The sequence below is a fragment of the Streptomyces sp. NPDC020742 genome, assembly GCF_040641675.1.
In the GTDB taxonomy this organism is placed as follows: Bacteria; Actinomycetota; Actinomycetes; order Streptomycetales; family Streptomycetaceae; genus Streptomyces.
This window is the reverse complement of the sequence record NZ_JBFAEA010000005.1, coordinates 50885-74911: the sequence shown is the minus strand read 5'-3', so window position 1 is coordinate 74911 and position 24027 is coordinate 50885. Positions and strand designations below refer to the sequence as shown.

20 protein-coding genes and 1 pseudogene are annotated in these 24027 nt (G+C 72.5%); 10 read left to right on the top strand and 11 right to left on the bottom strand.

What is annotated here, in order from left to right:
• Positions 1-16: 16 nt before the first annotated feature.
• The gene (locus AB0G84_RS11820; protein ID WP_361318733.1) at positions 17-1000 is read left to right on the top strand and encodes a glycine betaine ABC transporter substrate-binding protein; all 984 of its coding nucleotides are present in this window, start codon (positions 17-19) and stop codon (positions 998-1000) included.
• Positions 1001-1978: 978 nt separating this feature from the next.
• On the opposite strand, the gene AB0G84_RS11815 is transcribed toward AB0G84_RS11820, so the two are convergent.
• The 5 genes and pseudogenes from AB0G84_RS11815 to AB0G84_RS11795 all read right to left on the bottom strand — a co-directional run bounded on the left by AB0G84_RS11815 (position 1979) and on the right by AB0G84_RS11795 (position 7031).
• The gene (locus tag AB0G84_RS11815; protein ID WP_361318731.1) at positions 1979-2134 is read right to left on the bottom strand and encodes a hypothetical protein; all 156 of its coding nucleotides are present in this window, start codon (positions 2132-2134) and stop codon (positions 1979-1981) included.
• Positions 2122-2303, bottom strand: a pseudogene (locus AB0G84_RS11810) (ergot alkaloid biosynthesis protein); the annotation flags it as partial. The pseudogene AB0G84_RS11810 and the gene AB0G84_RS11815, both read right to left, overlap by 13 nt.
• 245 nt (positions 2304-2548) lie before the next feature.
• The gene (locus AB0G84_RS11805; RefSeq protein ID WP_361318729.1) at positions 2549-4072 is read right to left on the bottom strand and encodes an aldehyde dehydrogenase family protein; all 1524 of its coding nucleotides are present in this window, start codon (positions 4070-4072) and stop codon (positions 2549-2551) included.
• A gap of 67 nt (positions 4073-4139) precedes the next feature.
• A complete protein-coding gene (locus tag AB0G84_RS11800; protein ID WP_361318727.1) occupies positions 4140-5519 on the bottom strand; it encodes a GAF domain-containing protein in 1380 nt (459 codons plus the stop codon).
• Positions 5520-5750: 231 nt separating this feature from the next.
• Positions 5751-7031, bottom strand: a complete 1281-nt coding sequence (locus AB0G84_RS11795; protein ID WP_361318725.1) for a glycoside hydrolase family 18 protein — start codon at positions 7029-7031, stop codon at positions 5751-5753.
• Between the two features lie 360 nt (positions 7032-7391).
• Here AB0G84_RS11795 and AB0G84_RS11790 point away from each other — a divergent pair, with 360 nt between their 5' ends.
• Positions 7392-8567: an acyl-CoA dehydrogenase family protein gene (locus AB0G84_RS11790; protein ID WP_361318723.1), complete on the top strand. Its 1176-nt coding sequence runs from the start codon at positions 7392-7394 to the stop codon at positions 8565-8567.
• A gap of 64 nt (positions 8568-8631) precedes the next feature.
• Here AB0G84_RS11790 and AB0G84_RS11785 read toward each other — a convergent pair whose 3' ends face one another.
• Positions 8632-9795, bottom strand: coding sequence for a pyridoxal-phosphate dependent enzyme (locus tag AB0G84_RS11785; protein WP_361318721.1), 1164 nt, complete (start codon positions 9793-9795; stop codon positions 8632-8634).
• Positions 9796-9987: 192 nt separating this feature from the next.
• On the opposite strand from AB0G84_RS11785, the gene AB0G84_RS11780 reads away from it, so the two are divergent.
• Both AB0G84_RS11780 and AB0G84_RS11775 read left to right on the top strand, forming a co-directional pair.
• A complete protein-coding gene (locus tag AB0G84_RS11780; protein WP_361318719.1) occupies positions 9988-11160 on the top strand; it encodes a hypothetical protein in 1173 nt (390 codons plus the stop codon).
• Entirely contained in the window at positions 11157-12287 is a 1131-nt protein-coding gene (locus AB0G84_RS11775; RefSeq protein ID WP_361318717.1) for a phosphotransferase family protein, read from the top strand. The genes AB0G84_RS11780 and AB0G84_RS11775 overlap by 4 nt, the downstream gene beginning before the upstream one ends.
• Before the next feature lie 36 nt (positions 12288-12323).
• Here AB0G84_RS11775 and AB0G84_RS11770 read toward each other — a convergent pair whose 3' ends face one another.
• Positions 12324-12758, bottom strand: coding sequence for a hypothetical protein (locus AB0G84_RS11770; RefSeq protein WP_361318715.1), 435 nt, complete (start codon positions 12756-12758; stop codon positions 12324-12326).
• Positions 12759-12967: 209 nt separating this feature from the next.
• Between AB0G84_RS11770 and AB0G84_RS11765 the strand changes: the two genes are divergently transcribed.
• From AB0G84_RS11765 to fxsA, 5 genes are all read left to right on the top strand, one after another.
• Positions 12968-13408 (top strand): Lrp/AsnC family transcriptional regulator, encoded by a 441-nt coding sequence (locus AB0G84_RS11765; RefSeq protein WP_361318713.1) that lies wholly within the window; start codon positions 12968-12970, stop codon positions 13406-13408.
• 56 nt (positions 13409-13464) lie between these two features.
• Positions 13465-15141, top strand: a complete 1677-nt coding sequence (locus tag AB0G84_RS11760) for an amidohydrolase (protein WP_361318711.1) — start codon at positions 13465-13467, stop codon at positions 15139-15141.
• Between the two features lie 567 nt (positions 15142-15708).
• Entirely contained in the window at positions 15709-17349 is a 1641-nt protein-coding gene (lnt, locus tag AB0G84_RS11755; RefSeq protein ID WP_361318709.1) for an apolipoprotein N-acyltransferase, read from the top strand.
• Positions 17346-18101: a polyprenol monophosphomannose synthase gene (locus AB0G84_RS11750; protein WP_361318707.1), complete on the top strand. Its 756-nt coding sequence runs from the start codon at positions 17346-17348 to the stop codon at positions 18099-18101. Before lnt ends, AB0G84_RS11750 begins: the two co-directional genes overlap by 4 nt.
• An 80-nt stretch (positions 18102-18181) precedes the next feature.
• Positions 18182-18766 carry an FxsA family membrane protein gene (gene fxsA, locus AB0G84_RS11745; protein WP_361318705.1) on the top strand — a complete coding sequence of 195 codons (585 nt, stop codon included), beginning with the start codon at positions 18182-18184 and terminating at the stop codon, positions 18764-18766.
• 80 nt (positions 18767-18846) lie between these two features.
• On the opposite strand, the gene AB0G84_RS11740 is transcribed toward fxsA, so the two are convergent.
• The 4 genes from AB0G84_RS11740 to AB0G84_RS11725 form a co-directional block, all read right to left on the bottom strand.
• On the bottom strand, positions 18847-19224 hold the full coding sequence (locus AB0G84_RS11740; protein WP_026170122.1) for an RNA polymerase-binding protein RbpA: 378 nt from the start codon (positions 19222-19224) through the stop codon (positions 18847-18849).
• A 258-nt stretch (positions 19225-19482) separates the two neighbouring features.
• Entirely contained in the window at positions 19483-20853 is a 1371-nt protein-coding gene (locus AB0G84_RS11735) for an MFS transporter (protein ID WP_361318703.1), read from the bottom strand.
• A 61-nt stretch (positions 20854-20914) separates the two neighbouring features.
• The gene (locus AB0G84_RS11730; protein ID WP_361318701.1) at positions 20915-21721 is read right to left on the bottom strand and encodes a glycerophosphodiester phosphodiesterase; all 807 of its coding nucleotides are present in this window, start codon (positions 21719-21721) and stop codon (positions 20915-20917) included.
• Positions 21718-22401, bottom strand: coding sequence for a hypothetical protein (locus AB0G84_RS11725; protein WP_361318699.1), 684 nt, complete (start codon positions 22399-22401; stop codon positions 21718-21720). Before AB0G84_RS11725 ends, AB0G84_RS11730 begins: the two co-directional genes overlap by 4 nt.
• Positions 22402-22502: 101 nt before the next feature.
• Here AB0G84_RS11725 and AB0G84_RS11720 point away from each other — a divergent pair, with 101 nt between their 5' ends.
• Positions 22503-24008: a PLP-dependent aminotransferase family protein gene (locus AB0G84_RS11720; protein WP_361318697.1), complete on the top strand. Its 1506-nt coding sequence runs from the start codon at positions 22503-22505 to the stop codon at positions 24006-24008.
• Positions 24009-24027: the final 19 nt, after the last annotated feature.

Genomic DNA, 24027 nt, shown 5'->3' with positions numbered 1-24027 from the left:
GCCTGGAGGTGGACTGATGCGCCTGGCCCAGGTACGGACGGCAGTCGCGGGCGCCCTGCTGTTCGCCGCCGCAGGGCTGAGCGGCTGCGGACTGACCAGCGGCAGCCCGCTGGCCGACTCGGTGCAGCCCGGCTCCATCGGGAAGGGGCGACCGCTGGAGGGAGCCCAACTGACCGTGACATCAAAGGAGTTCACCGAGCAGATCATCCTGGGCCAGATCATGGGGCTGGTCTTCAAGGCGGCCGGCGCGGAAGTCCTGGACCGGACGAACATCCAGGGCTCGATCGGTGCCCGCGAGGCGGTCAAGTCCGGTGCGGCGGACGGGATGTACGAGTACACCGGCACGGCCTGGATCACCTACCTCGGTCACACCAAGCAGGTCGTCGACCCGCACGAGCAGTGGGAGGCCGTACGCGAGGAGGACCGCCGCAACGGCATCACCTGGCTGCCCGCAGCCCCGCTCAACAACACCTACGCGCTGGTCGCGAACCAAGCGAATGCGCAGAAGTACCGGCTGCGCACACTCTCCGACGTGGCACGTCTGACGAAGAAAGACCCGGACGCGGCGACGATCTGTGGCGGAAGCGAGTTCTCGGTGCGCGAGGACGGCCTGCCGGGCGTGGCGAAGACGTACGGATTCGCCCTCCGGCGCGGGAACTTCAAAAAGATGGACGACGGCGTCGTCTACACCCAGGTCGCCGAGGGCGCGGCCTGCGCCCTCGGCGTGGCGGCCACCACCGACGGCCGCATTCCCGAACTCAAGCTGAAGGTGCTGGAGGACGACCGGCACTTCTTCCCCAACTACAACGCGGCACCCGAGATGAACAGCGCCACTGTGAGGAAGTACCCCGCCATCGCCGACCTCCTCACCCCGATCACCAAGCGGCTGACGGGGGCGGAGGCCCAGCGGCTGAACGCGCGGGTGGACGTGGACGGGGAGGACCCGCACGAGGTGGCGAAGGACTGGCTGGTGCGGGAGGGCTTCATCCGGGAAGGCTGACAGACGGATTCGCGCGAGTGTCCGACGAGCAGGAGGAGAGCGCCCTGCCGCTCGCGTAGACGCTGCCGTCCGGAGGGCCGGGACACCATGGTCCGAACGACGCGCCCTAGACGAGTAGTTCCGATGTGATCAGTGGTCATAGGCGATCAGTGAGCGGGGGACTGCTGCGCCGGTCAGATTGTTGTGCCAGATGCCGACGGCCATCGCGAGCACACGCTGGGGCACTCGGACGGCCACGCCCTCGAAGGTCCGTCCGCCGTGTCGCTCCAGGTCAAGCTGCCCATTGAGGGTGTCGTTGACCGACTCGATCAGCTGGCGGACCTTCTTGGGTATCGGCTCTCCCTAGCGCTTCCTTTCCCGCTTGAGCGACGGCCGCAGCAGCTCGATGCCCTGCGTGACGAGGTCCATCTCGAACGGCTTGGACGCGAATCCCTTGTCCGTGCTGAGACGATTACGGGACAGCCCTTAACCGTTCGCTGGACTCGATGCCTTTGCGGGCGATCCGCACTCCAGGCCGCGCACGGGCGTTGGCGAGCATGCGGTCCAGTTCCTCGTCGTGTCCGGCGGCCGCGCGCCGGACCAGCGGGCTGTCCGGGGCCGTCGAACGTGAGGACGTGGTAGTCGCGTTCCTGTCCGCCCAGCGCGCCGAAGAAGTGCGGTTCCTCGGCGGCGCGGTCGAATCCGTTGTGCATCACCAGTGCGGCTTCGGGCCGTTGCCGGCCGCCCAGTAGAAGTAGCCGCGCAGCACGGTGTCTTCGTACGGGATCTCGACGGGCGTGACGTCGGGAAGGTGCGATGAGGTCACGGAAGCAGGCGGTACCGCGCTCGTAGGGGTGGTCGATGCGCGGGTCGTCGGGGTTTCCGTGGAGGAAGAAGTCGGCCGCCCGGTAGGAGCTGGAGGCGCGCAGCAGCCCGTCTGGTGCGCTGACGGGGATGGGCTGCTCGTGCCTCGGTTTCCAGGTGCTCGGCGGTGGACAGTCAGGCGTCGTGCCAGCCGTCGTCGTCGCTGGAAGGGACGCGGCAGGCGGTGGCGATGGCTTCGCCGACGTCCGAGCCGCCGTAGGCGGAGAAGCCGAGGTTTCGCAGCATCTGGAACCAGAACGCTGGATCGTCGTGGAACATCAACTGCTGCACGACAACTCCCGTTCGGCGAAGGCGCGGAACGTGCCCGGGGGCGGCCGGTGAGGCGCTCCACGGTGTCCGGGATACGGTCCTCGGCGCCGCCGGCGATGGCGCGGTCCATGCCGGCCAGCATGGTGGCGAACTCCAGCGGGATCTCGGCCGCCCAGCGGTCGCGCAGCTGGCCCTGACTCGGACGGAGCGGGCCTCCGGCCTGCGCCGGCAGGGCGGGACCGCGTCAGCCAGGCGCGGCACCTGCCCGGTAAGTGCGCCGGTTTGGTCCGTGACTGGTCCGGAAGTGCTGGTCAGGAGTGGGATACCAGTGAGAGAAACCAGGGGGTACGACTTATACCGGCCGTCGCTCTAGGCGGGCTGGGTGAAAGGCGCCCGACGGGTAAAGGAGCAGGTCAGGCGCCTTTCTTCGTGCCCTTAGAAGAACCCCAGCTTCTTCGCCGAGTAGCTCACCAGCAGGTTCTTCGTCTGCTGATAGTGGTCCAGCATCATCTTGTGGGTCTCCCGGCCGATGCCGGACTGCTTGTAGCCGCCGAAGGCCGCATGGGCGGGGTAGGCGTGGTAGCAGTTGGTCCATACACGGCCGGCCTGGATGGCGCGGCCGGCGCGGTAGGCGGTGGAGCCGTCGCGCGTCCAGACGCCGGCGCCGAGTCCGTACAGGGTGTCGTTGGCGATGCCGATCGCGTCGTCGAAGTCGCTGAACGGGGCGACCGCCACCACCGGGCCGAAGATCTCCTCCTGGAAGACCCGCATGCCGTTGTTGCCCTCGAAGACCGTCGGGCGGACGTAGTAGCCGCCCGCCAACTCGCCGCCCAGTTCGGCGCGGGAGCCGCCGGTCAGGATGCGGGCGCCTTCCTGTTGGCCGATGTCCAGGTACGAGAGGATCTTCTCCAGCTGGTCGTTGGAGGCCTGGGCGCCGATCATGGTGTCGGTGTCCAGCGGATGGCCCTGAACGATCTTCTCCGTACGGGCCACTCCGGCCGCCAGGAAGTCGTCGTAGTGGCCGCGCTGGATCAGTGCGCGGGACGGGCAGGTACACACCTCGCCCTGGTTGAGGGCGAACATGGTGAAGCCCTCCAGCGCCTTGTCGAGGAAGTCGTCGGCCAGCGACGAGACGTCGTCGAAGAAGATGTTGGGGCTCTTGCCGCCCAACTCCAGGGTCACCGGGCGCAGGTTCTCGGAGGCGTACTGCATGATCAGGCGGCCGGTGGTGGTCTCGCCGGTGAAAGCGACCTTGGCGACCCGGGGGCTGGAGGCGAGCGGCTTGCCGGCCTCGACGCCGAAGCCATTGACGATGTTGACCACGCCGGGCGGCAGCAGGTCGGCGATCAGGCTCATCCAGAAGTGCACCGAGGCGGGGGTCTGTTCGGCCGGTTTGAGGACCACCGCGTTGCCGGCGGCCAGCGCCGGGGCCAGCTTCCAGGTCGCCATCAGGATGGGGAAGTTCCAGGGGATGATCTGGGCGACCACCCCGAGCGGCTCGTGGAAGTGGTAGGCGACGGTGTCCTCGTCGATCTCCGACAGGGAGCCCTCCTGGGCGCGCAGGGCGCCCGCGAAGTAGCGGAAGTGGTCGACGGCCAGGGGCATGTCGGCCGCCAGGGTCTCGCGGACCGGCTTGCCGTTCTCCCAGCTCTCGGCGACCGCCAGCGCCTCCAGGTTCTGCTCCATCCGGTCGGCGATCCGGTTGAGGACCGCGGCCCGCTCGGCGGCCGGGGTACGGGCCCAGCCGGGGGCGGCCGCGTGCGCGGCGTCCAGCGCCCGCTCGACGTCCTCGGCGGTGCCGCGGGCCACCTCGCAGAAGGGTTGTCCGTTGACCGGTGTCGGGTTCTCGAAGTACTGGCCCCGGGCGGGAGCCACGAACTCGCCGCCGATCCAGTGGTCGTAGCGGGGCAGATAGCTCATGACGGCATCGGCGGAACCCGGGCTGGCGTAACGGGCCATGGTGCGGCCTCCCAATCGCTCTCGGCGCGGTGCCCGGCACTCCCGTGCGACGGGCGTGGTGCGCAGGCTAGGGGCGGTGAGGTTGCCGGAACGTTGCGACGCGCGGGGCAGACGGGCGCTCCGCCGGGGCGGGCGCTCCTCCCCGTCCGGCCGGCGAGCGCAGCCCCGCCCCCGCGCGCGGCCCCTCCACCGGCCCGCCGGCCAGGCCGTATGCGGCACGCAGCCGGTGGGCGGCGGTGCGCGGGCCGGTGCGGGCGGGGGAGTGCGCCGGCAGGGAGTCCAGCAGGGCCTCGGCGACCTCCAGGTCGTCCTCGCCCCAGGGGGTCCGCGACCACTCGCGCAACAGCTCGGGGTCGCGCGCGACGAGCAGGGCACCGCGCATCCGGTCCGCCAGCGCCTCACGCAGCCGTCGTACGCCGGGCGCCTCCGACAGCGGCAGCAGCGGACCGCGGTAGGTGCCCAGCGCGGACCGGGCGTCCCCGGCCGTCAGCTGCTCCTCCACCACGTCCAGATCGGTCTCGACGGGGCGGCTCAGGCGGTACGGACGGGAGTGCAGCAGCGCCCCCACGAGCTGGCGCAGCCGGGAGAGCTCGGCGCGCAGCGTCACCGGCCGCATTTCGCGCTCCCCGTAGAGCAGCAACGAGAGTTGATCGCCCGTCAGTCCCGCCGGGTGCCGGGCCAGCAGCACCATGATCTCGCTGTGCCGCCGCCCCAGCCGCAGCCGCTCGCCGTCCACGACCAGCAGTGCCTCGTCCCGGCCGAGCGCCGACAGGAACACCCCCGGCGCCGGGACGCCGGCGGCGAGGTGGGCCTCCGCCGCGCGGGCGGTGGCCTGCACCAGGGCCAGGCTGTGCGGGCTCGCCAGGTGGTCACCACCGGTGATGTCCACCGCGCCCAGCAGCCGCCCGGTCCGCGGATCGTGCAGCGGGGCGGCGGCGCAGGTCCAGCGCTGCACCCGCCGGTTGTAGTGCTCGGTCGCGAAGATCTGTACGGCGTGGTCGGCGGCGAGCGCGGTGCCCGGGGCGTTGGTGCCGGCGTGCCGCTCGTCCCAGCGGGCGCCGACGACGAAGTTCATCCGCTCGGCGTCGCGCCGTACCCCGGGGTGGCCCTCGACCCACAGCAGCCGACCCTGCGGGTCGCAGACGGCCAGCAGATGCGCCCCGTCCTGTGCGAAGCTGCCCAGCAGTTCGCGGAAGACGGGCATCGCACGGGCCAGCGGGTGCGCCTCCCGGTAGGCGCGCAGTGCGGCCCCGTCCAGCTCGATCGGCGCCGCACCGTCGGACGCCGCACGGGCCTCGGCCGAGCGGCGCCAGGAGTCGGCGACCACCGGGCGGACCGGTGCGGCGACGGTTCCGTCGGCCAGGAACGCCGTATGCGCCCGCCGCACCGTGCGGGTGCGCTCCACCGGGTCGGCACCGGCCTCCATCGCCAGCCACGGGTTGACCACGTGTCACCTCTTCACTACGGCTCCTGCCTGTAGGGCCGATGGTGCTCGTACCGGGCGGGGCCGTAAAGCCCGCGGGGCGCCCCGCCCGGATGTGCGAGGCCCCTCGCGGTCGCGCCGGATGCCGGTGCCCGGGCAGACCTGCGGGCGGGAGGCCACCACCTCCCGCCCGCGCAGTACACACGTACGGACCGAACACCGCTCCCCGGGCCACGAGGGGCCGGCAGGAACGCCCTAACTGATCGCCTTGATCAGCTCGCCGTCGGCGGTGTCCCCGCTCAGCTCCCAGAAGAACGTGCCGCCCAGGCCCTGTGCGTTCTTGAAGGCCATCTTGCTGCCGATGGTCTCCGGAGTGTCATAACTCCACCACTGGTCACCGCACTTGGCGTAGGCGGTGCCGCCGACCTTGCCGGTGGCCGGGCAGCGGGTCTTGAGCACCTTGTAGTCGTCGATGCCGGCCTCGTACTTGCCGGGCGCCGCGCCGGTCGCGGTGCCGCCCGGCGCGTCCTGGGTGACGCCCGACCAGCCGCGCCCGTAGAAGCCGATGCCCAGCAGCAGCTTGTCCGCCGGGACGCCGAGGCCCTTGAGCTTGGCGAGGGTGTCGGTGGTGTTGAAGCCGGCCTTGGGGATGCCGTCGTACGAGGAGAGCGGGGAGTGCGGGGCGGTCGGGCCCTTGGTGTCCCAGGCGCCGAAGTAGTCGTACGTCATCGGGTTGTACCAGTCGACGTACTGGGCTGCGCCCGCATAGTCCGCGGCGTCCATCTTGCCGCCGGCCGAGGCGTCCGCGGTGATCGCCGCGGTCACCAGGTTGTTCCGGCCGAACTTCGCCCGCAGCGCCTTCAGGACGCCGGTGAAGGCGTCCTTGCCGCTGGTGTCGCAGGTCAGGCCGCAGGCGTTGGGGTACTCCCAGTCGATGTCGATACCGTCGAAGACGTCCGCCCAGCGCTTGTCCTCGACCAGGTCGTAGCAGGACTGGGCGAAGGCGGCCGGGTTCTTGGCGGCCTCGCCGAAGCCGCCCGACCAGGTCCAGCCGCCGAACGACCAGATCACCTTCAGGCCCGGGTGCAGCTTCTTGAGCTTCCGCAGCTGGTTGAAGTTGCCGCGCAGCGCGCCGTCGTCCCAGGTGTCCGCTTTGCCGTCGACGCTCTGGTCGGCGGTGTAGGCCTTGTCGTAGTCGGCGTAGGAGTCGCCGATGGCGCACTTGCCGCCCTGGACGTTGCCGAAGGCGTAGTTGATATGGGTCAGCTTGGCCGCCGATCCCGAGGTCTCGATGTTCTTGACGTGGTAATTGCGGTCGTAGACACCCCAGTTGGTGAAGTATCCGACGACCTTGCCGCCGGCCGCGGCCGGCGTCGTGGGCTCGGCGGCGGTGGTGGGGGTCTGCCGGGCGGGGGCGCCTGCCGGGTGTGCGGAGGCCGGTCCGGCGCACAGGGTGCCGGCCAGTGCCGCCGTACACAGTGCGGTGGCGGCGGCGATCACTCTGCGCGGTGAGCGCATCCGGTGCGGTCTGAGCATGTCGTCTCCTCGGAGGGGGCGAGGGGGGGAGCCTGACCTGCGTTCCGGTTGGGCATGAACGCGTCGAACGTTGCAGGAGAAGGTAGAAGGACTAGACCAGTGAGTCAATGGTTCGGACCAATTTTGCCCACGGTGGGTAGCGGGCTCCCGGCCCGTCCGGTAGGGGGCCATAGCTCTTCGGACGGTGATGATCAACCCGTGACGCGGAGCCTCCGATCGGGCATACTCCTAGCGCCACAGTCGCAGGTCATCGCCTTCCGAGACCCGGAAAGCGATCATCGGACCGGCACGACGGAAACCGGCGCCGCCGCCCACCCCGCGCGCGTCGCCGCAGCGCCCGACAGGGAGGAGAGCGCCGCCATGAACGAGTACGGCCCCAGGCCGGTGGACCGCAGGCTGCTCACGGAGGAATCGCGCGACCTGCTGGCCCTCGTACGCGAGCTCGCCGAGCGGGAGATCAGGCCGACTGCCGCCGAGGAAGAGGAGGCCGGCCGCTTCCCCCGCGAGACCTTCACCCTGCTGTCGGAGTCCGGGCTGCTGTCGCTGCCCTACGACGAGGAGTTCGGTGGCGGCGGCCAGCCCTACGAGGTCTACCTCCAGGTCGTGGAGGAGCTCGCGGCCGCGCGGCTCACCGTCGGGCTGGGCGTCAGCGTCCACACCCTCGCCTGCCACGCGCTCGCCGGATTCGGCACCAAGGAGCAGCGCGCCGAGCACCTGCCCGCCATGTTGGGCGGCGGACTGCTGGGTGCCTACTGCCTCTCCGAGCCCTCCTCGGGCTCCGATGCCGCCTCCCTGACCACCCGCGCCACCCGCGAGAGCGGGGGGAGCTGGACCCTGAGCGGCACCAAGGCCTGGACCACCCACGGCGGGGTGGCCGACTTCTACACCGTCCTGGCCCGCACCGGCGACCGCGGTGCCCATGGCATCACCGCCTTCCTGGTACCCGGTGACGCCGAGGGCCTGAGCGCCGCGGCACCCGAGCGCAAGATGGGCATGAAGGGCTCCCCGACGGCCCAACTGCACTTCGACAATGTCCACGTCCCCGACGCCCGCCGGCTCGGTGACGAGGGCCAGGGCTTCGCCATCGCCCTCTCCGCCCTCGACTCCGGGCGCCTGGGCATCGCCGCCTGCGCCATCGGTGTCGCCCAGGCGGCGCTGGACGAGGCGCTGGCCTACACCGCCGAGCGGCAGCAGTTCGGCCGCCCGATCGCCGACTTCCAGGGCCTGCGCTTCATGCTGGCCGACATGGCCACCCAGATCGAGGCCGGCCGGGCGCTCTACCTCAACGCCGCCCGGCTGCGCGACGCCGGCCTGCCGTTCTCCAAGGAGGCGGCGATGTCCAAGCTCTTCTGCACGGACGCCGCGATGCGGGTCACCACCGACGCCGTACAGCTCCTCGGCGGCTACGGCTACACCCTGGACTTCCCCGCCGAGCGCTATATGCGCGAGGCCAAGGTCCTGCAGATCGTCGAGGGCACCAATCAGATCCAGCGCATGGTCATCGCCCGCCACCTCGCGGGCCCCGAGACGCGCTGAGCACCGTACGGGACCCGGGGCGGGCCCCCTCGCCCCGGGTCCCGGCGGGATCCCCACGCCCCGGCTACCGGTCCCGCTCGGCCAGCATCTTGAGCCCGGTGGCCGTGCCGATCGCCACCACCAGCCCTCCCGGCCCGGCCGGTAGGCCCCGCGCCACCGCGGAGGCGACCGCGGACGACGGCTCCAGGACCAGCCCCTCGGCCGCCAGCCGCCGGTGCTCGGCCATGATCGCCTCGTCGTCCAGCGCGACGGCCGTGCCCCCGCTGCGCCACAGCGCGTCGAGCCCCTGCCAGCACGGCCGCTCCTCCCCGAGGGAGAACGCCACCGTCGGGCCGCCCGCCACCCGCATGTGCTCCTGCTCCGCGCGCTCGGTGCGGCGCAGGGCCGCGGTGAACGGCGCGGCGGCGGCCGGCTCCGCGGCGACCAGCCGCGGCTCGTGCGCGATCAGGCCCGCCGTCGCCAACTCCCGGAAACCGCGGCCGATTCCGGCCAGCAGGTCCGCCCGGCTGGTGGGCACCACCACCGCATCGACCCGCCGCCCCGCGACGTCCCGCGCCAGCTCGTAGGCCACCGACTTGTAGCCCTCGTTGGCGTACGCGTTCCCGCCCGGGGAGGGCGCGGAGTAACTGGTCAGCGGATACCACCCGTGCTCCGCGACGGCGCGCGCCATGGCCGTGTTCCGCTCCGCCGCGGTCCCGCCGTACACCACGCGCTCGGCTCCCAGGGCGTCGATCTGCGCACGCAGGCCGGCCGGCACCGACGCGGTGGTGAACACCACGCAGCGCAGCCCGGCCCGCGCCGCATACGCCGCGGCGGCCGCGCCCGCGTTGCCGGAGGAGGCCGCGACCACGGTGTCCGCCCCCGCCGCGACGGCCGCCGCCACTCCGACGGCCATCGCCCGGTCCTTGTGGGACCCGGTCGGGTTGCCGCCCTCGTACTTCAGCCACACCTCACCGGGCGGAGCGTCGTCCTGGGTGTCGGCCGGCGGCCCTGCCAGCCGGATGGTGGGGGTGTTGCCCTCGCCGAGCGTGACCGGCGGGCCGGCCACCGGGAGCGTCGCCGGCCACCCCCACGGTCCGCCCGGGTACGCGGCGAGGTCCTGGCCGCGTAGATCCGCTAACGGTGGCGCGGTGTTGGCGCCGATCCCCTGGTCGGCGCAGGTCCGGCAGCCGGCGAAGCCCTCCGAGGGAAGGCCGCAGCGCAGGCAGTGCAGGGGTGGCGGGGTCACGGGGGCTCCCAAGGGTCGGCCGGGATCGTCCTCGGCGACGGTAACAGGTGCGTTCCGATACCGCCCCCTACTTTCGCTTTCCTGTCCGAACCGGGGTCTGGCCGCCGGACTTGAATCTGACGTACCGTCAACTTCCCGCCGCCGGACCGCATTCGGGCGACGCCCCGCCGACCGCGCGCCCAGGAGGACACCGTGCCCGACCGCCCGATCGCGCTCGACGAGTACCCGATCCACCAGGTCCCGCTCTCCTTGCGGCACGTCGCCACCGGCGACCGCAACGCCTACGACCGGTGCATCTTCCATGTGCTGGACCACACGGGGCGCGCCCTGCTGATCGCCGGCCTCGGCGTCTACCCCAACACCGGTGTCATCGACGCCTACGCCACCCTGCGCCTCGGCGACCGGCTGCACGCCGTACGGGCCTCCGACGCGCTCACCGACGACCGCCTCGCACTCACCGTCGGCCCGCTCACGATCGATGTGCAGGAGCCGCTCACCCGGCTGCGGCTGACCTGCGCCCCCGACGCGGCCGATCCGGACGGCCTGTCCTACGACCTGACCTGGACCGCGGCGTTCCCGGCCACCTGGGAGCCGCACCACACCCAGTACCGCGGTGACCGGCTGACCCTCGAAGGGCGGCGGTTCGTCCAGGCGGGCACCTGCACCGGCCGCATCAGGGCCGCCGGTGAGGAGTTCACCGTCACCGCGCAGGACTGGACCGGTACCCGCGACCGCAGTTGGGGCGTCCGGCCGATCGCCGGCGAGGACGCCGGGCGGGCCGGTGCGGAGCTGCGGCCCGAGGGCTTCCACTGGGTGTGGTGCCCGGTGCGCTTCGAGGACCGCTTCGTGATGGTCATCGTCCAGGAGGACGCCGACGGCCACCGCACCCTCAACGAGGCGCTGTTGGTCCGCAACGGCCGGCGGGACGTCCAACTCGGCTGGCCGCACGCCGACATCGACTACCGCCCCGGCACCCGCCACCCCGAACGCGCCGTCCTCCACCTCACCGGCCCGGACCGCAAGCCCCTCGACCTCACCGCCGAGATCCTCACCTCCTCACCCCTGGCGGTGGGCGCCGGCTATCCGCCCCCGCGCTCCCAGGCGGGCCCGGCCCACGGGGACCCCCACGCCGACGACTGGCAGCACGGCACTTGGCGCGGCCGCGGCTGGACCGACCGCCGCGCTTACGACCTCTCCGACCCGGCCGCCCACCCGCACGCCGCCTACGGCGTCACCGACCACGCCGCCCGTTTCACCCTCGAAGGCCGCACCGGCTACGGCATCTTCGAACACGGCAGCTTCGGCCGGCACGACCCCAGCGGCTTCACCGGCTACGGCGACGTCGCGGGGGAGGCCCGCCGGTGAGCGCGATACCCCGCCCCCGCACCACCACCCGCGACCCCGAGGAGCTCACCCGGAGGCTCACCGACTGGCTTGGCACCCGGCTCCCCGGGGCCCGCGTCACCGCGGCCACCGTCCCCGGCTCCAACGGCATGTCCAGCGAGACCCTGCTCTTCGACCTCGACCACCCGCGACCGTCGTCCCCCGAGTCCCCGGCGCCACCCGGGCAGGACGGGATCCCGCGCTCCTGTGCGCTGCGGCTGGCCGCCGACCCGGCCGCGTACACCGTCTTCCCGCGCTACGACATGGCCCGGCAGTTCCACACCCTGCGCCTGGTCGCCGCGCACACCGACGTCCCGGTGCCCCGCACCCTCTGGCTGGAGGAGGACCCCGCGCACCTCGGCGCGCCCTTCTTCGTGATGGCCCGCGCCGAAGGCCGTGTCCCACCAGACGTCATGCCCTATACGTACGAGGGGAGTTGGCTGCACGCCGCCACTGACGCCGAACGGGACCGGCTGGAGGCCGCCAGCGTCGCGGTGCTCGCCCACCTGCACGACCAGGTCCCGATCCGCGCCGCCGGATTCCTGGCCACCCCGGGGGAGGGGAGCGCCCTGCACCGCCACGTCGAGGCCCAACGGGCCTACTACGCCTGGGTGGTGGACGGGCGTCCGCGCTCACCGCTCATCGAGCGGGGCTTCGCCTGGCTGGCCGCCCACTGGCCGAAGGACCTCGGTGAGGCCGTGCTGACCTGGGGTGACGCCCGGATCGGGAATGTCGTCTACGACGGCTTCGAGCCGGCCGCGGTACTCGACTGGGAGATGGCGGCCCTCGGCCCCCGGGAACTCGACCTGGGCTGGATGGTCTTCCTCCACCGCTTCTTCCAGGACCTCACCGAGCGCAGTGGCCAGCGCGGGCTGCCCGACCTCCTGCGCCGGGAAGTGGTCGAGAGCCGCTACGCCCGGCTGACCGGGCACGCACCCCGCGACATGGAGTTCTACACCCTCTACGCGGCCCTGCGGCACGCCATCGTCATGTTGCGGGTGGCCTACCGCCAGGTCCACTTCGGGGAGATCCCGGCACCGGACGACGCCGATGCGCTGATCCTCCACCGGGACGCTCTGGAGGCGATGACCGAGGGCCGCTACTGGTGAGCGGCGCCACGGGCGGCGGGCGGAGGGAGAGCGCGCTCAGGCGCTGTGGCGCATCTGCGGCACCCGGATCGGCCGGGTGCCCGGCCCGCCGATGTGTGAGAAGGGCTGACGGCGCCAGTCCAGGGTCTCCGGCAGCGTCAGCAGTACGGCCGCGTCGCGCTCCTGGGCGTCCAGCTCGTCCTCGGTCTCCGGAGCCTCGGACACCGGTCGGCCGGAGCCCTGGCAGACCGTCAGACCGAACGGGTTCCAAGGAGTGGCGCACAGCGCGTGCTCCGGAAGCGCGTCCTCGTCCGCCAGCAGCGCGATCGGCTGGTGGCAGTCCGGGCAGGTCACGCGGTAGATCTCAAAGGTGTCGAACGGATCGTACGCACCGTCATCGGCGGAGAAGCCGGGACTTTCGCCTTCCTCGGTCTCCTCGGTGCTGAAGTTCTCGGCAGCGGGGCCCTGCTTAAGCCGTCGCATGATGTCCATCCCCCTCGGGTGGGCCGCTCGGACCGCGGACTTCCTGTGACGGGCGGTCCCGGCCACCACCAGCAATTCCCTCCATGCCGCGTGCATAATCGCAGCCACCCTGCGGACACCGGTTCATGCATGTGGCATTGGTCACATGGCCCCGCGCAGAGGTGTTCACGAGCCGGCGCGCGATGCGCATACGCGCCCGCGCGCAGTAGGTTGAACGGGTGGAGGAGTTGGACCGACAAATCGTGGAGCTGCTCGTCAAGGACGGGCGGATGAGCTACACCGACCTGGGCAAGGCCACCGGCCTGTCCACCTCGGCGGTGCACCAGCGGGTGCGGCGCCTGGAACAGCGCGGTGTCATCCGGGGCTACGCCGCCATCGTGGACCCCGAAGCCGTGGGCCTGCCGCTCACCGCCTTCATCTCGGTCAAACCCTTCGACCCCAGCGCACCGGACGACATCTCCGACCGGCTCGCCGAGGTCCCCGAGCTGGAGGCCTGCCACAGCGTGGCCGGCGACGAGAACTACATCCTCAAGGTGCGCGTCTCCACCCCGCTGGAGCTGGAGCACCTGCTCACCCGTATCCGCACCCTGGCCGGGGTCTCGACCCGGACCACCGTCGTGCTGTCCACGCCGTACGAGGCCCGACCGCCGCGGATCTGACCGGCAACCGCCCCCTGCGCGCCGACCAGCGGTGTGCAGGGGCCAGACTGTCCGGTATGAGTGAGCACCTTTCCGCCCCCGCAGGGCAGCACCTCCCCGGCCCGGCGCCGCAGCGTTCCCGCCCCCGTACCGTCCTGCTGCGCGGCGGCGAGGTGTACAGCCCCGCGGACCCCTTCGCCACCGCCATGGTCGTGGAGGGCGACCGGATCGCCTGGGTCGGCGAGGAGGGCGCGGCCGACTCCTTCGCCGACGGCGTGGACGAGGTGGTCCAGCTCGACGGAGCGCTCGTCACCCCGGCGTTCACGGACGCACATGTGCACACCACGGCAACCGGCCTCACCCTCACCGGCCTCGATCTGGCCGGCGCCGGCAGCCTCCCCGACGCGCTGGACCGGATCCGCGCCTACGCCCACGCCCGCCCGTCGGACACCGTCCTGCTCGGACACGGCTGGGACGCCAGCGGCTGGCCGGAGGGGCGGGCCCCCTCCCGCGCCGAGCTGGACGCGGCCACCGGCAACCGCCCGCTCTACCTCACCCGCGTCGACGTGCACTCCGCCGTCGTCACCACCGCCCTGCTCGACCTGGTGCCCGGCGTCCGGGAACGCTCCGGGTTCGCCGCCGACGCCCCGCTGACCGGCGATGCGCACCACGCGGTGCGCCGGGCCGCGTACGCCACCGTCACCCCGGAGCGGCGCGCCGAGGCCCAGCGGGCCGCGCTGGCCCGTGCGGCCTCGCTCGGCATCGGCACCGTCCACGAGTGCGCCGGGCCGGAGATCTCCGGCACCGAGGACTTCACCGCGCTGCTCGCCCTGGCCGAGGCGGGCAACGGCCCGCGGGTGGTCGGCTACTGGGCCGAGATGGTCGCATCCGCAAAGGACGCCGAGCGGATCCGTGAACTCGGGGCGATCGGCGCCGCCGGAGACCTCTTCGTCGACGGCTCACTCGGCTCGCACACCGCCCACCTGCACACCCCGTACGCCGACGCCGCCCACACCGGCACCGCACAGCTCGACGCCGACGCGGTGGCCGCCCATGTCGCCGCCTGCACCGAGGCCGGGCTCCAGGCCGGCTTCCACGCCATCGGTGACGCCGCCCTCACCAGCGTCGTCGACGGCGTACGAGCCGCCGCCGAGCGCCTGGGCACGGCCCGCGTCCGCGCCGCCCGGCACCGCGTCGAGCACGCCGAGATGCTCACCGAGGACACCATCGCCGGGTTCGCCGACCTGGCCCTGACCGCCTCCGTCCAGCCCGCCTTCGACGCGGCCTGGGGCGGCCCGGACGGCATGTACGCCGCCCGGCTGGGCGCCGAACGAGCCGCCACCCTCAACCCCTACGCCGCGCTGCTCAAGGCCGGAGTGCCGCTCGCCCTGGGCTCCGACAGCCCGGTCACCCCGCTCGACCCCTGGGGCACCGTCCGCGCCGCGGTCTTCCACCGCACCCCCGCCCACGGCATCTCCGCCCGCGCCGCGTTCACCGCCCACACCCGCGGCGGCTGGCGGGCCGTCGGCCGGGACGACGCGGGCGTCCTGGTGCCCGGTGCGCCCGCCGACTACGCGGTCTGGCGCACCGGCGACCTGATCGTCCAGGCGCCCGACGAGCGGGTGGAGCGCTGGTCCACCGACCCCCGCTCCGGCACCCCCGGCCTGCCCGACCTCGGCCCCGGCCGCGACCTGCCGGTCTGTCTGACGACGGTCGTCGGCGGTCGGACGGTCTTTCAACGGCCGAACGAGTGACATCGCACGGGCACGTACCGGCGCGGGATGCGCTTGCCGCTACTCGCCCGCGCACCGGGCGCCCTCGGCTGACCAGGGGCGACGCGAAAACGACGCAGGCGGAGCACCTGTTGACAGCAGGCGGTCGACGGCCGGTAGGTTCGGCCGAGTCCACCACAGGACGTCCGACCGGGAGACCTCCGCGCAACCGTCGAACGCAGCTGGGCCATGGGGCGGTGCACCACAACGGCACACCGCCACTGGGAGCCAGGTCCAGCATCAGCGGCACGGGGCGAGGGAACGTCACCTCCGGTTGGCAGGTGCGACCCGGGTGGGGCCCGGACGCTCAGTAGACAACGGCTTTCGGTCGACCCGCAGCCAGCGGGTCCCAGGTCGGCCCGAAGGGCGCCCGGGCCCCTATCCGCACCCTCGCGGTTCCCCGCGCGCCCGTGAGCCGGGCCTTCACCGTTTGTGCACCCCGTACCCGCATGGCGGCCTTCCCGATGTACGGTCACCTCACACCGCACGATCGACCTGCAGGAAGGCCCCGCGAACGTGGCATCGGGTTCCGACACCACCGAAGAAGCCGTGAGCGGCACCACGCCCGACGGCCCGGTGCCGTCCTCCGGGGTGAGCAGCCCGGAGGCTTCCGCCCGCCCCGGGCGCGCCCGCCGGCTGGGGGCCTTGGTCCGCCGGGAGGCGCCGCGCACCGGCCTGGCGGTGGTCTTCGGCGGTGCGTTGGGCCTGGCCTTCCCGCCGTACGACCTGTGGCCGCTGTCCCTGGTGGCGGTGGCCGCGCTGGCGCTGCTGACCCGGGGCCGGACCGCTCGCCAGGGTGCCTGGACGGGCCTGGTCTTCGGGCTCCCCTTCTTCCTGATCCTGCTGAAGTGGCTGCACGTCGTCGGCTGGGACGCGGTGATCGGCCTGTCCCTCGCCGAGGCGCTCTTCGTGACGCTGATGGGCGCGGGGCTCGCCGTCACCGCCCGGCTGCCGCTCTGGCCGCTGTGGGGCGCCTGCCTGTGGGTCGCCCAGGAGTGGGCCCGCGACCGGCTGCCGTTCGGCGGCTTCCCGTGGGGCCGGCTGGCGTTCGCGAACACCGGCTCGCCGTTCACCCCGCTCGCCGCGCTCGGCGGCGCCCCGCTGGTGACCTTCGCGGTCGCGCTCGCCGGGACGCTGCTGGCCGCCTGCGCCGCCGCCCTGTGGGGCCTGCGCGGCAATGCCACCGCCAAGCGCGCGGTCGCGGTCCTGGAGGCGTTCGGGCTGGCCGCCGCGGTGGCCGCGGCCGGACTGCTCGTCCCCGTCCCCACCAAGGCCGACGACACCGTCGACATCGCCGTGGTCCAGGGGAACGTCCAGCAGGCCGGTATGGACTTCCTGGGGCGCCCCATGAAGATCCTCGACAACCACGCCAGGGCGACCGAGAAGCTGGCCGCCGACATCCGGGCGGGCCGGGCGAAGAAGCCGGACCTGGTCATCTGGCCGGAGAACTCCTCCGACCTCGACCCCTTCCAGTACCCGCAGGCCTACGACCGGATCGACGAGGCGGTGAAGGCGATTGGCGTGCCCGTGCTCGTCGGCGCCCTCGTCGACCACCCCAGCAAGAAGGGCTACGTCTTCAACGAGGGCATCGTCTGGGACCCGAAGAAGGGGCCGGGCGCCTCGTACACCAAGCAGCACCCGGTGCCGTTCGGCGAGTACGTGCCCTTCCGGGAGCAGCTCAGCAAGATCATCACCCGGTTCCAGCGGGTGCCCCGCGACTTCTACCCCGGCGACCACACCGGGCTGCTGAAGGTCGGCCCGGCCCGGCTCGGCGATGTGATCTGCTTCGAGGTCGCCTACGACGAGATCGTCCACGACACCGTCGACGCCGGCGCCCGCGCCCTGGTGATCCAGACCAACAACGCCACCTACGGCCGCACCGGCCAGCCCGAGCAGCAGCTGGCGATGTCCAAGCTGCGCGCGGTCGAGCACGGCCGGGCCGTGGTCACCGCGGCGACCAGTGGGATCAGTGCGGTCGTCGCCCCCAACGGCACGATCACCCACCGGATTCCGGAGTTCACCCGGGGCGTGGTGTCCGCGCGGATACCGCTGCGCGACGAAACGACGCTCGCCGACCGCGTCGGCGCCACGCCCGAGTGGGCGCTCGCTATCGTGGGCCTTCTGTCCTGTGCCGCCGCAGTGATCGTGGGCCGGCGCGGGCGCACGAAGGACGAGAAGGGGCAGCAGTGACAGACGGTCAGCGGCAGTACGGTCCGCTCGGCACCACCTTGGTGATCATCCCGACGTACAACGAGGCGGAGAACATCAAGCCGGTCGTCTCGCGGGTGCGGTCGGCCGTCCCGGAGGCGCACGTCCTGGTCGCGGATGACAACAGTCCCGACGGCACCGGAAAGCTCGCCGACGAACTGGCCGCCGACGACGAGCACGTCCACGTCCTGCACCGCCAGGGCAAGGAAGGCCTCGGTGCCGCCTACCTGGCCGGTTTCCGCTGGGGCATCGACCACGGCTACGGCGTGCTGGTCGAGATGGACGCCGACGGCTCGCACCAGCCCGAGGAACTGCCGCGGCTGCTCACCGCCCTCAAGGGCGCCGACCTCGTCCTCGGCTCGCGCTGGGTGCCCGGCGGCCGGACCGTCAACTGGCCCAAGCACCGCCAGCTCATCTCCCGCGGCGGCAGCACCTACTCCCGGCTGGTGCTGGACCTACCGCTGCGCGACATCACCGGTGGCTTCCGCGCCTTCCGCGCGGAGACCCTCAAGGGCCTGGGCCTGGACGAGGTGGCCTCCCAGGGCTACTGCTTCCAGGTCGACCTCGCCCGCCGTGCGGTGCAGAGCGGCTACCACGTCGTGGAGGTCCCGATCACCTTCGTCGAGCGGGAGCACGGCGACAGCAAGATGAGCCGGGACATCGTCGTCGAGGCGCTGTGGCGGGTCACCGCCTGGGGCGTCGGCTCCCGGGTCGACAGGCTCCGCGGGCGCTGAGCGACCGGCGGACCCTTACGCATGCGCCCCCTCGCGCAGTGCTGGGGAATACCGCGGAGCGCGCCAGGCACACTTGAGCCATGACGCACACAGGCACGCCGCCGCCAGGTTCCCGTTCGCCTCAGCGCTCGCGCGCCCGCCGGTTCGCCCCGCTGGCCGTCGCGGCCTGGATGGTGCTGGAGATCTGGCTGCTGACCCTGGTCGCCGGGGCCACCAACGGCCTGACCGTCTTCCTGCTCCTGGTGGCCGGGGCGGTCGCCGGCGGATATGTGGTCAAACGGGCCGGCCGCCGTGCCTGGCGGAATCTCACCGAGGGCCTTCAGCCGGGCGGCGATCCGGCGGCACCGCCCCGGCCCGCCGGATCCGGCAACGGCCGGTCCGGCGGCAATTCGATCCGGATGGCCGGTGGGCTGCTGTTGATGCTGCCGGGCCTGGTCTCCGACGCATTGGGCCTGCTGTGCCTCTTCCCGCCGACCGGGAAGCTCCTCCAGCGGCGTGCGGAGAAGCTGCTGACCGGCCGCGCCTCGTATGCGCCCGGTTCGTTCGGCGACGCCTTCCAGCAGGCGCGGATGCACCGGCCGGACGGCAAGGTCGTACCGGGCGAGGTCGTCCGCGACCAGGAGCCGCCCGCCCCGCGCCGCCAGGATCCGCCGCTGACGGGCTGAGCGGATCCGGACAGCACAAGGGCCGGGGCCACTGCGTGTTGCAGTGGCCCCGGCCCTTGTACTTGTGTGCGCTGCCGCCGTCAGGCGGACTTGCGGTTGCTGTCGCGCGGATGCACGGCAATGTTCATGGTGCCGGAGCGGAGGACGGCCAGCCGTTCGGCCAGCACCTCCTCGAGCTCCTCGCGGGTGCGTCGCTCCATGAGCATGTCCCAGTGCGTACGCGCGGGCTTGCCCTTCTTTTCCTCAGGGCCATCGCCATCCACCAGGAGCGAGGGTGCGCCGCACACCTTGCACTCCCACTCCGGCGGAATCTCGGCCTCAACCGAGAACGGCATCTCAAATCGATGTCCGTTCTGGCATGCGTACTCCACCGCCTGGCGCGGGGCCAGGTCGATGCCGCGGTCGGTCTCGTAGCTGGTCACCACGAGTCGCGTGCCGCGGAGAGCTCGCTCACTCATGAATCGTGCCTCCCGGGCTTGTCGCCCACAGGACAGGTGTCGCTGTCGTCGTCATCCGGTCAACGTCCGGTCGGCGGTGAAGATTCCCGTAATCGGGACATGTGCGTCGCCCGTCGTGCCGCCCCTTGTTGTACCCACCGGCGCCCGGTTTGTCACATCTGGCAGCAGATGTCACCCAGCGCCTCCCATGGTTGAGCGCGCAGTAACGGTCCGCCTGGTGAGCCAAAGGCGTACACTACCGCCCCGCGCGCCTCGGGACTAAATCCGGTCAGGTGCTGGATTTCCAGCCGCCGCGATCGCGCGGGCCACCGGGACCCTCGCCAGCAGGACAAACCCGACCACGAAGAACGCCGCAAGGGACACGATGGCATCCCGGTAGCTCCCGGTCAGCTGGTAGGCCACCCCGAAGACCAGTGGCCCCAGCCAGCTCACTCCCCGGTCGCTCATCTCGTACGCCGAGAAGTACTCCGCCTCCTTGCCGCGCGGCACCAGGTGCGAGAACAGCGAGCGCGACAGCGCCTGGCTGCCGCCCAGCACCAGCCCGATCCCCACCGCCAGGGCGAAGAACCACCCCGGCGCCCGCGCGGGCAGGAACCAGCCGGCCGCGACCGTCAGCGTCCAGGCCACCAGCGAGCCCAGGATCGTCCGCCGGGCGCCGTAGCGCCGTGCGAGCCGGCCCATCAGCAGGGCGCCGGCCGCGGCCAGCACCTGCACCAGCAGGACCGCCACGATCAGCGTCGTCTGGCCCAACCGCAGCTCCTCGGAGCCGAAGACCGACGCCTGGGTGATCACCGTCTGCACCCCGTCGTTGTAGATGAGGTAGGCCAGGAGGAAGGCGAGGGTGAGCGGGTGGCGGCGCATGTCGCGCAGCGTCGCCCGCAGTTGCCGCCAGCCCTGGCCGAGCACGGCGCCCCCCGTCGCACCGGGCGCCGCGGGCGCCGCCGGCCGGCGGTCGCGCAGCCGCCGGAGCGGGATCAGCGAGAACGCACCCCACCACAGCCCCGCCGACGCCAGGCAGATGCGCACCGCGGTGCCCTCGGAGACCCCGAAGGACTCGTGCGCGCCGAACAGCACGAGATCGGCGATGAGTACCAGGGCCCCGGCCGCGTAGCCGAAGGCCCAGCCCCGGGACGAGACCGCGTCCCGCTCGTCGGGCCCGGCGATCTGCGGGAGGAAGGAGTTGTAGAGCATCGCCGACAGCACGAACGACACATTCGCGACGATCAGCAGGCCGCCGCCCAGCAGATAGCGCTGCCCGTCCAGGAAGAACATCCCGGTCGTCGCCGCCGCCCCGAGGTACGCACAGGTGCCCATCAGCGGCTTCTTGCGGCCGGTCCGGTCGACCAGCGCCCCGGCGAGCGGCATCGCCACTACGGACAGCAGCAGCGACGTCGACACCGTGTAGGCGTAGAAGGAGCCGGCCCGCACCGGTATGCCCAGCGGGTGGACATAGCCGTGCGCATCCGCCGCGCGCCGGGCCACCGACGTCAGGTACGGCCCGAGGAACACCGTCAGGACGCTCGTCGAGTAGACGCTGTTCGCCCAGTCGTACCAGTACCAGCCGCGCTGCTCGCGGCGCCGGGCCGCCACCTCGTCCTCGACCCCGGCCACGGCCTGTGAGTCCTGCACGTCCGCCCCCGCCTTCCCGTCCCCGTCCACCGCGCACGACCGGGAGGCCGGAAGGCCGGGGCTAGGGGGTGACCCAGCTTCCCCGCTCGGTCAGCACCGCCCGCAGCGTGTCTATGTGGTCGGTCATGATGCCATCCACGCCCAGGTCCAACAGGGCTTCCATCCGGTCCGCTTCGTTCACCGTCCAGACGTGCACCTGCATACCCAGGGCGTGCGCGGCGCGCAGGAAGAGCGGATCGACGACCGGGATGCCGTACTGCCGCTCGGGCACCTGGACGCACACCGCGCTGCGCCGCACCGCGGCGCCCAGCAGCCGGTCCAGCGGCAGCGCGCCCCGCCCGTAGGAGCGCAGCCGCAGCCCGGCCACGCCGCGGGTGCCGAGCGAGCTGGCCATCCGGCCGCCGGCCAGCCGCTGTGCCCGGGCCACCCGCGCCTCGGAGAACGAGCCGACGCACACCCGGTCCCAGGCGTCTGAGCGGCGCAGCAGGCCGAGCAGCGGCTCCAGCGCCGCCTCCGCCTTCAGGTCGACGTTCCAGCGCGCCCCGGGGAACTCCTCCAGGAGGTCCTCGAAGAGCGGCAGCGGCTCCCGGCCGCCGACCCGGGCCCGGCGCACGGCCCGCCAGGGGAGCCGGCCGATGGTGCCGCGGCTGTCGGTGACTCGGTCCAGCGTCGGGTCGTGGAAGGCGACCAGCCGCCCGTCCGAGGTGGCGTGCACATCGGTCTCCAGGTAGCGGTAGCCGAGGCCGATCGCACGGCGGAAGGCGGTGGCGGTGTTCTCCAGGCCGTCCGCGTCCCCGCCCCGGTGGGCGAAGGGCAACGGTGCCGGGTGGTCGAGGTAGGGGTGGCGGAGGCGTATCGCGGGGGTCACTCCGGCAGTATGGCGCGCTCGGGTGACGCGCTGGCACGGGCCACCACCCGCGACGGCTGCTCGGGCAGTCCCTTGATCGCGAACAGCCGGAGGAAATGCTGCGCCAGCGGCCCAATGGCCACGGCGTAGAGCACCGTGCCGGCCCCGATGGAGCCGCCGAGCAGGAAGCCGGCCACGAGCACCGTCACCTCGATGCAGGTGCGCACCAGCCGGACCGGGCGGCCGGTGCGCTGGTGCAGGCCGGTCATCAGCCCGTCGCGCGGCCCCGCGCCGAAGCGGGCGGAGATGTACAGGCCGGTCGCGGTGCCGTTGAGGAGTACGGCGAACGCCAGCAGCGGGATCCGGGTGCCGAGCGAGGAGGGTGCCGGGACCCAGGCCATGGTGGCGTCCATCACCAGCCCGAGGATCACCACGTTGGAGATCGTCCCCAGGCCGGGGCGCTGGCGGAGCGGAATCCACAGCAGCAGGATCAGCGCGCCGGACACGATGGTCACGGTGCCGATCGACAGTCCGGTGTGCCGGGAGATGCCCTGGTTGAGCACGCTCCACGGCTCCAGGCCCAGATCGGCGCGGACCATCAGGCCCATGCTCACGCCGTACAGCGTCAGTCCGGTGTAGAGCTGGACCAGCCGGCGCGCCAGCAAGCCCCTGCGTGGGCCACCCTCGCTCGACATGGACATGAAAATTCCCCCTCCTGGCAGGATTGGACCGATGCATGACACCATGTGGCGTGTCGGGGCTCGGAAAGTAGAGCCAATTCCGGGAAGGTGGACTGATCTTCATGGCTCAGTGGACTTCAGCGGTGGGAGCGCCCCAACTCGCCCGCCTGCTCCGGTCGCAGGACCCGCGCGATGCCCAACTCGCGGTCGGTGGACGCCGGTTGCCCGCCTACCGCAGCCTCGCCGATGGTGTGCGCCTCCTCGTGCTGGAGGGTCGGGTGCCGGTCGCCGCCCGGCTGCCCGCCGAGCGTGAGCTGGCCGCGGCCCTGAGCGTCAGCCGCACCACCGTCGCCGCCGCCTACGAAGCGCTGCGCGCCGAGGGATTCCTGGAGTCGCGGCGCGGGTCGGGGAGTTGGACCGCCGTCCCGGCCGGCAACCCGCTGCCCACCCGCGGCCTGGAACCGCTGCCCCCGGAGGCCGCCGGCTCCATGATCGACCTCGGCTGCGCGGCCCTCCCGGCACCCGAACCCTGGCTCACCCGCGCCGTCCAGGGCGCCATGGCCGACCTCCCGCTCTACGCCCACACCCACGGCGACTACCCGGCCGGCCTGCCCGTGCTCCGCCAGGCCCTCGCCGACCGCTACACCGCCCGCGGCATACCGACCATGCCCGAACAGATCATGGTGACCACGGGCGCGATGGGTGCGGTCGCCGCGATCTGCCGGCTGTGCACCGCCCCCGGAGAGCGGGTCGCGGTCGACTCCCCCTCGTACGCCAACATCCTCCAGCTGATGCGGGACGCCGGTGCCCGGCTGGTCCCGGTCGCCCTGGGGGAGCGGCTGGCCGGCTGGGACATCCCGGCCTGGCGCCAGGTGATGCGCGACGCCGCGCCCCGGATGGCGTATGTCGTCGCCGACTTCCACAACCCCACCGGCACCCTCGCCACCGAGGACCAGCGCCGCCGGATGGTCGACGCCGCCCGCTCGGCCGGCACCCTGCTGGTCGTCGACGAGACCATGACCGAGCTCCAGTTGGACGAGGACTCCGAACCACCCCGCCCGGTCTGCGCCTTCGACCCGGCCGGCAGCGCGGTGATCACGGTCGGCTCGGCCAGCAAGGCCTTCTGGGCCGGGATGCGGATCGGCTGGGTGCGCGCCGCGCCCGACATCATCCGCAGCCTGGTCGCCGCCCGCGCCTACTCCGACCTGGGCTCACCGGTCCTGGAGCAACTCGCCATCGCCTCACTGCTGGCGAGCGGCGGCTGGGAGCAGGCCGTCGACATCCGCCGAGAGCAGGCCCGCGAGAACCGCGCGGCGATCGTCGAGGCCCTCGGACGGCACCTGCCCGACTGGGAGTTCAGTGTCCCGCGCGGCGGTCTCACCCTGTGGGTGCGGACCGGTGGGCTCTCCGGCTCCCGGATCGCCGAGGCGGGGGAGCGGCTCGGGGTGCGGGTGCCGTCCGGCCCCCGGTTCGGCGTGGACGGCGCCTTCGAGGGGTTCGTACGGCTGCCGTTCACGGTCAACGGGGCGGTGGCCGACGAGGCCGCGGTCCGGCTGGCGGGTGCCGCCCGGCTGGTGGAGACGGGGGCGCCGGTGGAGAGCGAGGCGCGGCACGCCTTCGTCGCCTGACGCTGCGTCAGGAGGGGTG

Bases quoted from the DNA above. Each gene is read 5' to 3' on its own strand.
- AB0G84_RS11820 (WP_361318733.1), top strand. From the start codon at position 17: ATGCGCCTGGCCCAGGTACGGACGGCAGTCGCGGGCGCCCTGCTGTTC.
- AB0G84_RS11805 (WP_361318729.1), bottom strand. From the start codon at position 4,072: ATGGCCCGTTACGCCAGCCCGGGTTCCGCCGATGCCGTCATGAGCTAT.
- AB0G84_RS11795 (WP_361318725.1), bottom strand. From the start codon at position 7,031: ATGCTCAGACCGCACCGGATGCGCTCACCGCGCAGAGTGATCGCCGCC.
- AB0G84_RS11790 (WP_361318723.1), top strand. From the start codon at position 7,392: ATGAACGAGTACGGCCCCAGGCCGGTGGACCGCAGGCTGCTCACGGAG.
- AB0G84_RS11770 (WP_361318715.1), bottom strand. From the start codon at position 12,758: ATGGACATCATGCGACGGCTTAAGCAGGGCCCCGCTGCCGAGAACTTC.
- AB0G84_RS11760 (WP_361318711.1), top strand. From the start codon at position 13,465: ATGAGTGAGCACCTTTCCGCCCCCGCAGGGCAGCACCTCCCCGGCCCG.
- fxsA (WP_361318705.1), top strand. From the start codon at position 18,182: ATGACGCACACAGGCACGCCGCCGCCAGGTTCCCGTTCGCCTCAGCGC.
- AB0G84_RS11740 (WP_026170122.1), bottom strand. From the start codon at position 19,224: ATGAGTGAGCGAGCTCTCCGCGGCACGCGACTCGTGGTGACCAGCTAC.
- AB0G84_RS11725 (WP_361318699.1), bottom strand. From the start codon at position 22,401: ATGTCCATGTCGAGCGAGGGTGGCCCACGCAGGGGCTTGCTGGCGCGC.
- AB0G84_RS11720 (WP_361318697.1), top strand. From the start codon at position 22,503: ATGGCTCAGTGGACTTCAGCGGTGGGAGCGCCCCAACTCGCCCGCCTG.